The organism is Acinetobacter kanungonis (genome assembly GCF_009939195.1).
GTDB classification, from domain to species: domain Bacteria; phylum Pseudomonadota; class Gammaproteobacteria; order Pseudomonadales; family Moraxellaceae; genus Acinetobacter; species Acinetobacter kanungonis.
Map to the genome: position 1 here is coordinate 117,250 of NZ_JAACKC010000006.1, position 12,887 is coordinate 130,136.

Annotated in this window: 12 protein-coding genes; 4 read left to right on the plus strand and 8 right to left on the minus strand. The window is 41.1% G+C overall.

Annotated elements, in window-relative coordinates; genetic code table 11:
• Nucleotide 1: 1 nt before the first annotated feature.
• Nucleotides 2-745: a HesA/MoeB/ThiF family protein gene (locus GWK51_RS12645; RefSeq protein WP_235941149.1), complete on the minus strand. Its 744-nt coding sequence runs from the start codon at nucleotides 743-745 to the stop codon at nucleotides 2-4.
• Nucleotides 746-1,005: 260 nt separating this feature from the next.
• On the opposite strand from GWK51_RS12645, the gene GWK51_RS12650 reads away from it, so the two are divergent.
• Entirely contained in the window at nucleotides 1,006-1,485 is a 480-nt protein-coding gene (locus GWK51_RS12650) for a Csu type fimbrial protein (protein ID WP_161933985.1), read from the plus strand.
• On the opposite strand, the gene GWK51_RS12655 is transcribed toward GWK51_RS12650, so the two are convergent.
• The 7 genes from GWK51_RS12655 to GWK51_RS12685 form a co-directional block, all read right to left on the minus strand.
• Nucleotides 1,482-2,441, minus strand: a complete 960-nt coding sequence (locus tag GWK51_RS12655; RefSeq protein WP_161933986.1) for a Csu type fimbrial protein — start codon at nucleotides 2,439-2,441, stop codon at nucleotides 1,482-1,484. The two genes, GWK51_RS12650 and GWK51_RS12655, sit on opposite strands and share 4 nt — an antisense overlap.
• Before the next feature lie 47 nt (nucleotides 2,442-2,488).
• Nucleotides 2,489-4,867 (minus strand): fimbria/pilus outer membrane usher protein, encoded by a 2,379-nt coding sequence (locus GWK51_RS12660; protein ID WP_161933987.1) that lies wholly within the window; start codon nucleotides 4,865-4,867, stop codon nucleotides 2,489-2,491.
• A 6-nt stretch (nucleotides 4,868-4,873) separates the two neighbouring features.
• Nucleotides 4,874-5,599: a fimbrial biogenesis chaperone gene (locus GWK51_RS12665; protein ID WP_161933988.1), complete on the minus strand. Its 726-nt coding sequence runs from the start codon at nucleotides 5,597-5,599 to the stop codon at nucleotides 4,874-4,876.
• A 30-nt stretch (nucleotides 5,600-5,629) separates the two neighbouring features.
• On the minus strand, nucleotides 5,630-6,103 hold the full coding sequence (locus GWK51_RS12670; protein WP_235941147.1) for a Csu type fimbrial protein: 474 nt from the start codon (nucleotides 6,101-6,103) through the stop codon (nucleotides 5,630-5,632).
• Nucleotides 6,104-6,299: 196 nt separating this feature from the next.
• Entirely contained in the window at nucleotides 6,300-7,943 is a 1,644-nt protein-coding gene (locus GWK51_RS12675; protein WP_161933990.1) for an AMP-binding protein, read from the minus strand.
• A 193-nt stretch (nucleotides 7,944-8,136) separates the two neighbouring features.
• On the minus strand, nucleotides 8,137-9,273 hold the full coding sequence (locus GWK51_RS12680) for an acyl-CoA dehydrogenase (RefSeq protein ID WP_161933991.1): 1,137 nt from the start codon (nucleotides 9,271-9,273) through the stop codon (nucleotides 8,137-8,139).
• A gap of 81 nt (nucleotides 9,274-9,354) precedes the next feature.
• Complete coding sequence (locus GWK51_RS12685; protein WP_161933992.1) at nucleotides 9,355-10,125, minus strand: 3-hydroxyacyl-CoA dehydrogenase; 771 nt, start codon at nucleotides 10,123-10,125, stop codon at nucleotides 9,355-9,357.
• A gap of 141 nt (nucleotides 10,126-10,266) precedes the next feature.
• On the opposite strand from GWK51_RS12685, the gene GWK51_RS12690 reads away from it, so the two are divergent.
• The 3 genes from GWK51_RS12690 (at nucleotide 10,267) to GWK51_RS12700 (ending at nucleotide 12,862) form a co-directional block, all read left to right on the plus strand.
• Nucleotides 10,267-11,286 carry an AraC family transcriptional regulator gene (locus tag GWK51_RS12690; protein WP_161933993.1) on the plus strand — a complete coding sequence of 340 codons (1,020 nt, stop codon included), beginning with the start codon at nucleotides 10,267-10,269 and terminating at the stop codon, nucleotides 11,284-11,286.
• Between the two features lie 175 nt (nucleotides 11,287-11,461).
• Nucleotides 11,462-11,812 carry a hypothetical protein gene (locus GWK51_RS12695; protein ID WP_161933994.1) on the plus strand — a complete coding sequence of 117 codons (351 nt, stop codon included), beginning with the start codon at nucleotides 11,462-11,464 and terminating at the stop codon, nucleotides 11,810-11,812.
• A 138-nt stretch (nucleotides 11,813-11,950) separates the two neighbouring features.
• Entirely contained in the window at nucleotides 11,951-12,862 is a 912-nt protein-coding gene (locus tag GWK51_RS12700; RefSeq protein ID WP_161933995.1) for a bestrophin family protein, read from the plus strand.
• Nucleotides 12,863-12,887 lie beyond the last annotated feature (25 nt).

Genomic DNA, 12,887 nt, shown 5'->3' on the forward strand with positions numbered 1-12,887 from the left:
TTTAAGTGTTTAAGGATGATCTTGCCTGACAGTCTGGACAATTTAAGTCTTTCTCAAATGCCAAAATACGTTGTTTCATACTCAAGCCATCCCATAACATCAGTTTTTGCAGGAGTGGCATACGATTTAAACCAAGATACAACAATGCATGGTGTGCTTGTAAACTTGCCATAACATTCGGTGTAGTCGAAAGCACTCCAGAATCTGCACAACGTAGGCTCTCATTGGCATGTTGTTCTTTAGGAAATAGGCAGTTATAGCACGCTGAATCGCCCTCAACCATAAACAGTTGACCTTGAAACCCGATGGCTGATGCACTGATTAAGGCAATATTCTGCTGTCTACAAATCTGGTTCACTAAATAGCGCGTACTAAAGTTATCACATCCATCCAGCACCAAGTCTTGCGAGCTGATCAAGGTCATGGCATTGTTTTGATCTAATTTGGAAACATGATACTCAACTCGAATATGCGGATTAATCTCAGCTAGGAGCTTGGCCAGAATTTCAGCCTTATAAAAACCAATATCCGTCTGTGTAAAGGCAATCTGTCGCTGCAAATTACTGATCTCGATATGATCTGGATCAATCAAGGTGATTTTACCGACACCAGCACGTGCCAATAACTCAGCTGTGGTACACCCAATTCCCCCACACCCCACAATCAGCACATTAGCAAGTTTCAGTTTTTCTTGTGCATCTAAATCCCAGCCATCTAATAAAATCTGACGGCTATATAAATGCATTTCCTCATCTGTTAATTCCAGATCATGTTCAGAGATCAAGTTCACTCTACTTCCACTGTGTATTGTTTGAGACTCTTGCACATTATAAAGGATAAGCATGCTAAAGCTGTTAGGTTTTAGATCACTTAGTTTCGCCTAAAATGATAGGGACATCATCATTTAGATAGAATATGAACAGTTGTAAAACGAAAGCTCGGGACGAATCTGCTTAAATCAGGTATGCTGAATTAAAATCCAATAATGTATAAACTTCGTACTTCATGAAATTATATTATTCTGCTTTTGTTGCCTGCACTTTAGCCGCTGCATCTGTCTATATTTATGCTGCGCAACAAGATTCAACTTCCTTTAATGTGAGCATTACCATTAAAGAGATGTGTAATGTCAGCACCATGCAAGGTTCAGACCTTGATTTTGGCACAGTCAATCGCGCCTCCAAAACCAACTTGCAGAACAGTCAGCTTGCTGTCACCTGCACCCAAGGGACACCGTATAATATTGCGCTACAAAGTCAGCGAAAAATGATTGCTGTGGACTCTAATAGCGCCAGTATTCCCTACAGCCTTTATCAGGATGCCAATCGTACAACCTCTTGGGGAACGGATAGTCTAAATGGTTATTACGGTACGGGCACTGGACGTGTTCAATCGGTACCCGTCTGGGGTGCCGTAGAGCGTGCAGATACAGATGTTCCCGCAGGTGTTTATAGTGACAAAGTCACTGCCGTTATTACTTATTAATAGGTTAATGTCACCGTAATGGTATCTTGATATTCCCCCGGTGGGATCACAGTTGCACTTTGTGGGACTTTGCCATAAATCTGGATCATTTGGGTGCCATTTGTACCTGTACCCTGCGACGGATTGGTGTTGCTCCAAGTTTGGTTATAGCTGGCATCTTGATACAACTCATATCCGATATAGTCAGTACCATTTCGCATTCTGCGTGTGGTGCCATCATAATTTAAACCTTGATCCAACCCGACTTTCCACGAAGTATTTAAAGGACAAGATAATCCAATTGTCGTAGAACTGGTAACAGCCTTAGATAAGTCATTGATTTGACCAAAATTCATATCTGATGTCGAAACAAGACTACAGCTATTCTCGTAATTACTCACTACTCTGAAACTATTTGTCGCTGGATTACTTTGAGAATAAGCGAGTACATCTTCTTCGGTTGGTTTTTTTTCATCATCGAAAGCATAAAGTAAAACAATTTGTGTATTACCACGATTATCAAAAAAACCTGCTGTTACATTCTGGGCTGCATAGACCAAGCCATAAATGGGAAGGTTAAAGGTTTTTTTATTTTCTTTGGCTTCAATTGTGGCATAGGTACACTTTAACGAAGATATATCTGCCTTCGTATCAATTCGCTGAGTCAAAGCGGGATCGTAAAATAAATTATAAGATAAGTAGCTTGGAGGCCAAGTTGATTCGTTAATCATCCGTCGGCGATTATTTACATCTCCCAAACTTCCTGTTGTCACATAAGGACACAGGGCTACATTCGCTGTTTGCTTGATGCCGCTTAAATGACACGTAACCTGCCAATTAATATAACTTGTTTTACCCTTAGTCGAGACTGAACCAAAATTCAAATCTGGACCCGATAAAGCACAGCTCCCATTTTTCAATGCGTGAGCTGCCTGACTCCCAAATAAGGCACTAAAAATGATGATTTGCGCTGCCATAAAATACAGCACCACTAAATACATAGATTTTTTTTTCAAACATATGACTAACGACACTGCACACTCCCCAAATCAAGAAAACCGTATTGATGACTAAAATCTGGCAATACTAGCTTACAAACAACACCTTCATGTTCAACAAAAAGCTGCTGCGTTAATGGATTTTCAATATAGATCATGCCATCACGACCGACGATGGTATGTTCTGTAGAGCTGATATCGGGTGTAGTCTCTTGCACCCAAACACGACTGCCCATTTTTAATGGAACACCTTGTGCATCTGTCGCACTCAATTGAACAGAACGCATTTTATAAATTGGAAAATGCAGTGACACCCCACTAGCACTATAGGGCACAGCATCTATACGTGTGGTTTCAATTTTATATTCTAAAGGTAAATCCAAAGTATCAATTGAAATATCATTATGTTGATATGGATTCAACGCATCGATCAGCAGCAAGCCTTTACGATTAGTTTTACCGACTACTCGATTTTCTAAACGAACTGGAATATCCGATACTCCTTGCGTTGAAACCACGGCAAAGGAGTTTAGGGACTGTTTCATTGGAAAAACAGAGTTTTCCATCACCACTAAACTGCCACGTGCTGAACCAACCACGGTAGTGTAGTCTTCCGCATTAATCTTCGCATTTTGTAAACCGACATCCCATTCCCCGATTTGGGTTTCACGCTGAATCTGACCTTGTACGCTATAGTTCTGGTTATCGCTATATTCAAGATTGGTTTGCCAACCCCAGTCATCTTCATTTTGCTTGGCTGTTTTACGCATGTTGGCTGAAATTTTATTGCTGTCTGTGTCTTGTTGAGCACTGACAGTGGCATTGGTCTGACGATCCAACGGGATATTTAAAGACAGAAAGAAGGTATTTTCTTGATCATTTAAATTACGGGTCATATTAAAGGTTAAGTACTGACGTGAAGGAAAATAATAAGACCAGTTAAAGACTAGATATTCATTCTCGCTGCTCTGATATTTTTGTGCCACATAACTGCCACCAAATTGACCAAAATCGGTATTAATCCCTAAAAAAACATGGTCCGACTGTTTAATATAGTCATAACCCAACGCACTCGCCAAATCCCCAAAATTGCCCTCTGTTTGCTGATGATGCAAGGAAAGATTGAGATAAGGATTATTCCACTCATAACCGAGCGCATAAGATTGCCCAGTTTTTTGATTCAACTCACTATAACTATAAGAGCCGTTTAGAACTCCCCAAGTCTTAGGTAGGCGATGCACAGCTCCTAATCCTGTGAGTGCAACATCTTTTGAATACTCAATATGACTTTCTAAAGTAGTGTCATTACTTAGACCATGCCTCAACGTTGCATTCGCTACAGGATCATCGCCATAACTGAATGATTTGACTGCATAATCGAGTTTATTTACCCCAAGATTCAGTTCCCAATCTGACAAACCTTTTTGCAGTAATTGAGTGGTTCCAAACAGCGAGAAATTTACGACCCGCTGCTGCCCATTTAAATCGGTAATTAATAACTGCGCATTACCTGCACCCGTGATTGAGGGCGATGCTTGGATATCAAATTGTCCAGGTAAAACTTCACTGGTGCTTTGTTGAATGCCATTAATGAGTAAATCTACCGTCGAAGGTACAAGTACCGAACCTTTAAAGGACTCCAGCGGCGAAGTCACTTGATAAGGCTGTAAGTTAAAATTTCTGGCGATTTTTATGCCTGAAATACGCGTTGAGCGCGTCCAATCTAAAGCACGCGACTGGCTATCGCCCACGGTCAAAGTAATGGCTTGGTCAGTAAAATCTTTTTGCCAATAGGTATCTAGAATTTGGCTAGAAAATTCATCCGTGCTTTGGGTTTTAGTGAACGCATGATTGGCAGAGATACTGAAAATATTGCCTGTACCCATGCCAAAAAATCGCAACTCATTCCATGCACTGAGTGACCATGCATCCTCTGTTGCTTGGGAATACACATCATAATTGAATAAAGCACCTGGCTTAACCTGATCAGGATTTACTTTTGCAGGCGGGATTTGTACATATCCAAAAGATGTATGTCCTTGTAAGGCATCTACAGGAACTGACAAGTCTATATGTTGCTCTGCCGCATTAAAGTTAAAGCTGAGTCCTTTTATCTGCGATAACGGAATAAAACCTGCTTGATTTGGCGCATCAGTAGCATCAACTTTGAGTTGTAATTCTTGTAATGTTTCTCGGGAAATTAACAAATCCTGTGGCGTTTGAATGAAATAGCCATAGACCGAGCTTGAGGCTTGATTCACGACCACACTTAAAAAGAGTTCTTGGTGCTCAACAGTATCCGAGCTCGGCATGACTGCATCACTGGCAAGCGCTAGCTGAGTATGTAAAGCATAGGTACTCAGTAGCAACTTAAAACAGATGCCACGATAAACAGAAGTGCTCATGGCAACTTATTGAATAGACAATGTCTGTGCTAGACCATCTGAATTGATGCGCGCCTCGAACTGTCCTTTAGGCTGCATTTGTGCATTTGCAGGAACATGCCATTGCATGGTTTGACCATTCAGCACATAACCTACCAGTCCATTAATTAATGGGATCTTTTCACCATTCGGATTGACGTAGGTCAATTCACTTAATCGAATGTGACGACTTCCATTATTCTTCACAAACAATTGCTGATTTTGATAATGGAATGACACTTGTGCCAATGAAGTCAAACCATTCTTAGCAGGCGTGATTTCATTTGCTTGCACAAATACGGGAATTGAATATTGCAACAGCAACTGTAAACCCGTTTGTTGGTTGGCTTGATTGGATTTAGGCAGTTCATCCACCAGTAAACGATAAGTTTGCTCTGTTCCTGCATTTTGCATATTCATGCGCAACACACGAATCAACTGACGATCACCAGCTTTGATTTCTGTTATGGATGGACTTGCAACCAAATCTCGGGATGGATTCAGTTGTTCTTTGCCTTCAACTTGAGTCCAATTTAACACTCGAGTTTGGGCACGGATCGGCTCATCACTGGTATTGGTTAACCAAATTTCTTTGGCTTTTTCACCCGTAGCGAAAGTGAGAGAAATTGGGGAAACCTGTAAGCTCGCGGCAGAAAGGTTAAATGAGCAAAGTGACACAATAGCTGCACAAATAGTTGGAATAAATTTGCTCATACATTGCATCACTCTGTCTCTTTAACAAACTTAGTAAGTTACTGTTGCAGTAACTGTATCTACATAGTTACCCGCTTCAACATTGGTATTACCATCTAATTTTGCATAAACAGGAATGGCTTGATCTTTACCATTACCAGTTTTTTTAAGCAAATTGGTATCATTCCATTCTGCAGTACGAGCAGCATCTCGATATAGTTTATATGGAACTTTACTTGTAGAAGAGAGATTCGTATTGCTCATCGCACCTGAACCAGCAAGTGCAATTTGATATGGGGTATTTTTAGTACAAGTCACATTCAATTGACCTTTAGCAGTGCTGCCAGCTTTGGTCGAACGATCGACTGCATTGAACTCCACATCTGATGTTGAAGTAAACTCACAAGACTCAAGTACTGTAATTTTAACTTTAAAGTCAGCAGAAATAGGTGTGTTAGCAGCATGGCTAGCAACAGAAGTAAGTGCAGAAGTAGCAATAATCGCAGAAAGAATGATTTTTTTCATAAACAACCCCAAAAAAGTGACTTATGACACATTTATATATCGAATGTGTCGCATTATATCGCTCAAAGTTCCGCTGTAAAGGCTTTTTACAAAAAATTAAATCACATGAAAAATAGAATTTTTGGGGTAAAATATTTCTACCCCCAATAAAAAAACACCCCGAAGGGTGTAAGAGCAAAACTTAGTTTAAACAGGCTTAACCCGCTTTCTGAATTTTCTGCAAAGCAATTTCCTGTTGTTTTAAAAGATTACGTTGAATTTTCCCGCTTGAAGTTTTCGGTAAACAATCCACAAATTCAATCTCTTTTGGATAAGCATGTTTCGAAAGTCTAGAACGGACATATTGCTGAAGTTTCTGATTCAGATTTTCATTCGCCTGATATTGTGGCTTCAACACCACAAAAGCTTTTACGATCTCTGTACGCTCTGGATCAGGCTTACCAATCACCGCAGACTCCAGTACTTCTTCACACTCCAACAATGTACTTTCCACATCAAAAGGTCCGACACGATAGCCTGACGTTGTAATGACATCGTCTGCACGTCCTACAAAGTCTATACCGCCCAACTCATTGAGCTGAACCGTATCACCCGTTAAATAATACTGCCCGACAAATGATTTACGGTTATGTCCTTCGTAACCTTTAAACCAGAACAACGGCGACTGTGAACAGTCAATCGCTAAGGTTCCGACTTCTCCTGTTGCTACTTCCTGATGTTGTTCATTCAGGACTGCGAAGCGATGCCCAGGGATAGCAAAGCCCGCAGAACCGACTTTTTTAGGGTGCTCCAATGCATGATGATTGGCTATCACCATCCCTAATTCTGTTTGACCATATTGGTCGTAAATATTAACGTCTAAATCGTGATTAAACCAATGAATCACTTCAGGTGTTAAGGGTTCACCCGCACTACTCACAGCACGCAAATGCTGTTTAATCGATGCATCAAATTTTTCTTTAAAGCCAAAGAACATGCGAAAAGCGGTTGGCGAACCTGTCAGATTTGAAACTTTATGTTTTTTAATGACTGCAATGGCTTGGTCTACATTAAATGCACGCTCATCCATGATGATGCTATGACCTAAACTGAGAGGACCTGTAATACCATAATACAAACCATACGCCCAACCAGGGTCGGCAAGATTCCAGAAAGAATCTTCATCACGCAAATCGACTGCATGCGTCATATAACCTTTAAAAGCCAAGATCGCACGTAATGGCACAGGTACAGACTTGGCTAGCCCTGTTGTACCTGAAGTAAACATCATCAAAAAGTCATCATCAAAATCACGCAGTACTGGCGCACATTCCGTTTGGTGTTCATCAAGTTCTTGCCAAAAGTCTGGATCTGTTTTTACACAGCTTTCACCAGAATGCACGGTCAGGATGTGCGAGATTTGAATTTGATTCAGCTTCACGCGTTGCTCTGCATTGGTCACAATCAATTGCGTATTTGCAACTTGAATACGATGCTCTATCGCTTTCGATTCAAATGCGGTAAACAGTGGCTGATAGATTGCACCGATCCGCCAAGTGGCGAGAACAGTAATCAGTAATTCAGGTGTCCGTGGTAATAAACCTGCGACACAATCACCCTCCTTGATACCGAGCTGTATAAAATAGTTTGCCAATTTCCCAGAAGCTTCAGCCAGTTGCTCAAAGCTCCAGCACTGCGACTCACCGTGCTTACCTTCCCAGAATAAAGCGGTCTTGTTTTGCCCCAAATAACGTTCGCAACATTCAACATAAGCATTTATGGCTTGAGGCGTACCCACCAAATGATTCTGGATCGCTTGTTCAACATCAAATTCTTGATTGGCTTCTACTAATGTCTTCATGACAACAACCTCTTTCCCTTGTGCAAAGCATCACGCCTTGTTCTTCATCTTTATTGTTTTCCACAATCAATTCTATGATTGGGTGATCTGTACTTAGATAATCATGTCTTGATGGCTACGACAATTTCCAAATCCATCAATCATCTTGCTGTTTTATGCACATTGAGAGCATGCCGTCTCAATGTGCTTATTATTAAGCTTGGGTAATTTCTCGTGCGATCAGCAGTCTTTGAATATCAGAGGCACCCTCATAAATCTGACTGACCCGCACATCACGGTAAATCCGCTCTACAGGAAAATCATTGACGTAACCATAGCCGCCATAAATCTGTATGGCATCTGAACAGACGCGTTCCGCCATGGTTGATGCAAACAATTTCGCCATGGAGGCTTCTTTCAAGCAAGGCTGTCCTGCATCTTTAAGACTTGCGGCATGAAAAATTAGTTGTCGTGCTGCCTCAATTTGCGTGGCCATGTCAGCTAATCGAAATGCGACTGCTTGATGCTGTACCAACTCCACCCCAAAGGTTTTGCGTTCATTGGCATATTCAATGGCAGCATCTAAAGCTGCACGCGCCATACCCACCGATTGCGCAGCAATCCCAATACGACCTGATTCCAAATTGGATAATGCAATCTTGTAGCCTTGCCCTTCTTCACCCAAAATATTTTCAGCAGGAATTCGGCAATTCTCAAACACGATGGTGGCCGTGTCCGAGCAGTTCTGCCCCATTTTTTCCTCAATCCGTGACACGATATAACCCAGCGTATCTGTAGGTACTAGGAAACAAGAAATGCCTTTTTTACCTGCGGATTTATCCGTCACGGCAAAGACGATGGCTAACTGTGCATGCTTGCCCGTGGTAATAAATTGCTTGGTGCCATTGAGTACCCATGTATCCCCGTCACGCTCTGCTCGACATTGTAGCGCTCCTGCATCTGAACCTGCTTGCGGTTCAGTCAAACAGAAACACCCTAACCACTCTCCTGTTGCCAGTTTCGCCAGATATTTTTGCTTTTGCTGTTCTGTACCATATTTATAGGTAATACCGCAGGGCAATGAATTTTGAACACTGACGATGGTCGAGATTGCACCATCTCCCGCGGCAATTTCTTCTAGCGCTAAAACCAAGGAAACATAATCGAGTCCTGCACCTCCCCATTCCAATGGAATGGTCATACCCAAGGCACCCAGCTCACCCAATTGCTTTAATTCTTCGGCAGGAAATTGTCCAGTCTTGTCCCGTTCAGCAGCCGTCGGTTTCAGTTGTGACTGCGAAAAATCGCGCAACATGTCCTGAATCATTTTTTGTTCATCATTTAAAATCATCTAGATCCTCTTACTTATTCTTTGCTTTTCGATCTGCACTTCCAAATTGTGCAATTGCATCATCAATTACAATATTTAGTTTTATTTTGGCGCCATACGAATTGCACCATCTAAACGAATCACTTCACCATTTAGATAAGTATTTTCAATGATGTGTCCAACTAGACTTGCAAATTCTTCAGGCTTGGCTAAACGCGGTGGGAACGGCACCATTTGCCCCAAAGCATCCTGTACATTTTGCGGCATGCCTTTAAGCATGGGTGTTTCCATAATACCCGGTGCAATGGTCATCACGCGAATCGCATTGCGCGCCAGTTCACGCGCTAGGGGTAAGGTCATCGCCACAATCGCACCTTTTGAAGCCGAATACGCTGCTTGTCCAATCTGACCATCATAGGCAGCCACCGAAGCGGTATTGATAATCACCCCACGCTCTTCTTCATCTTGTTGCAATTCATATTTCGCCATCAATTCGGCAGCGAAACGAATCATGTTAAAACTGCCTGTGACATTCACATCCAAGACTTTCTGGAACATGGCAAGATCATGCAAACCTTCACGACCGAGAACTTTGGCAGATGGTGCAATCCCTGCACAATTCACCAAACCATTCAGTTGACCAAAATCCTGCTCAACATTTAAAAAGAAAGACTTGACTGCTTGTTCATTGGTTACATCTAAGGGATAAAATTTCGAGTTATCTCCCAAATGCTGCTTTAAGGCGTAACCCAGTTCCTGATTCATATCGACAAAAGCAACTTTAGCACCCACATGCACTAAAAATTTAACGGTTGCTGCACCTAAACCTGACGCACCACCTGTAACGACAAATACTTTATTCTGAAGTTTCATTTTCCCTGTCCTATCTTTTTGAAAGTTCATACTCGACTTTAGCTGCAGAGTAAACAGTGTCAAGCTTGAGTACAATTTCCAAATATTGCATTCTTTATGATGGATTTGGACAGTGGAATGTCATGAAATTTGGGTTTATACATGCACGAACAACAATTAACGTATGACAAAGGCAGTATTTCGATGAATTTGGTGCAGGAAGCAATCCTTTCTGCTCATCATCAAGGACTCAACATTCAGGAAATTCTGCACAGCGCAGGTATTCCAGCAGAATTTATGCAATCCAATAAAGCCCGCGTATCCATTTCTCAATACGCCCAGCTCTGGATTGAACTTGCCAATCGCATGAATGATGAATTCTTCGGGATGGATCAGCATGCGTTACGGCGTGGTAGTTATCAATTTATTTCCAAAGCCGTCATTCAAGCTGAAACCTTAGAAAAAGCACTGAAAGATATTTTGAAATTCTTTAACCTAATTCTGGATGATTTCCAAAGTGAGTTAGTCCTAGAACAAAATATCGCGCGAATTATCATTCACGACAAGAAGCAACCTAAGCGCATGTTTAGTTATGCAACTTACCTGATGTTGATCCATACCTTAATGTGTTGGTTAGCCAGCCAACGTATTCCTTTAAATCAAATCCAGCTCAAATGTGAAAAACCCATTGCAGATGAAGATTACCGTATTCGCTTCTGTTCCAATATTTCCTATCTTGCTTCACAAAACAGTGTTGAGTTTGATCGTGACTTTTTAAACATTAAAATTAAGCAGGATAAAAAATCATGGTATGAGTTTATTTCACAAACGCCGCATAACCTTCTGGTTCGTTTCAAAAATCCGAATGCACTCAGTACGCAGGTGCGCAAATATTTATTACAAGTTCCACCTGCCGAATGGATCGAACTGAATGTATTGGCACAGCAACTCAATATGTCGGAAGCCACGGTTAGACGTCGCCTTAATAGTGAAGGTTGTAACTACCAACAGTTAAAAAATGATATTCGACGTGATACCGCCATTGAACTCTTGAGCAGAACTGACAAAGCCCTGCATGAAATTAGTGATGAACTGAATTTCCATGACCCAAGTGCTTTCCACCGCGCCTTTAAAAAATGGACAGGCGTCAGTCCAGGCGCTTATCGGCAATCCAAAGAATAAAAGCTCTGGCAAAAGATTGACGTTCATCCAGGCGTAAAAATTACTCATCAGTCATCCATTTTATTTGTATTGAACTGCTTTTTAGTTTATTTTTCACTCAATTTTAAAGCATTGCTTAATGCTTATTTCGGCTGTACTCCTCCTGTTTTATCACCTTAACTTAAAGGCATACGATATGTTTAAGATGATTGATGTACTAGATCAAACTCTGGTGCAGAATTTTACCCATTCTCTAAACTCCCCAACTGAATTAGATGATTTATTTCGTCAAAGCCTGTTAGATCTTTCTGAAATTGAGCTACAAAATGTGGTTGCTCATTTCTTTGCACAAGATAATGCACTCGCCAAAGCCAAAGCGCTTGAGCTAAGTGATGAAGCGATTCAAAACCTACAAACAGGTGAAAACCTGACTCAAGGTACTGCACTGACGCATACTTCAAAAATTGTGGCATTGTGCTTGGCAGAAGAAATTGATGCATTGTCTCAAGTTCAGATTTCTGAAATTTCTACAGACTATTTCGTGTAATCGAAGCAATTTTTTCCTTACCCGATCAAGAAAAGACGACACAACTGTCGTCTTTTCTTTTTAAATGACTGTACTGTTACTTGCGCTTCATGGTTTGTCTATGGAACACTGTGAATGTTCTTTAGATGGTGTAGATCGATGATTGTTCGGGATAAAAATAATAGTTTCAAATTACTTTTTGCTTGGTCTGGCACAATTTTACCTAAAGTACTCCCTGCACTATTCATTGTTGTCTTTATTTCAGCCGTTCTGGTTTATCTTTCTTCCCATCAATTTTTTAACATTCCTGCGGTACCAGCCATTGGTTTTACCATTTTTGGTATCATCCTTTCGATCTTTTTAAGTTTCCGAAACAATGCCTGTTATGACCGCTGGTGGGAAGGTCGAAAACTCTGGGGTGCGCTTATTGCCAATTCACGACATATCTCGCGTGATTCACATGTTCTCAATTCTGAACACCGCGACATACTCATGTACCGTGTCATGCTGTTTACCCATTTACTGCGTGACCGTTTAAGAGCGCAACCACAATCTTTCGAGTTTTATCACGATAAAGTTGGGTTTAGCAGCTTGCAACTACAACAACTTTCTAAAAAAATTAATGCCGCTCAGTTTGTACTGGAAGCCATTCAAAAGGATTTGGTACAGGCTTTACGTCACGGAGAAATTTCCGACATTATTTATCATAGTTTAAACCAGCACATTGTCGAACTAGGCAATATTCAGGCAGGCTGTGATCGTATTTTAAGTACACCCTTACCTTTTTCTTATTCGGTGCTGTTACACCGTACAGTTTATTGCTTCTGTTTTATTTTACCCTTTAGTCTTGAAGCAAGTTTAGGGATTTGGACCCCGATCTTGGTCGGCTTAATTGCCTACTTATTTTTGGGTTTGGATGCTTTAAGCTCCCAAATTGAAGAACCTTTTGGGCTGCAAGACAATGATTTACCCCTCAATTCGATTGTACGATTAATTGAGCGAGAAATGTCTGAGTCGCTTGATATCGAATTGCCTCCTGCCATTCAAGCTATTCAGAATAATTTAACTTAGTTGTTGTAGATTTTAGACAATTCAG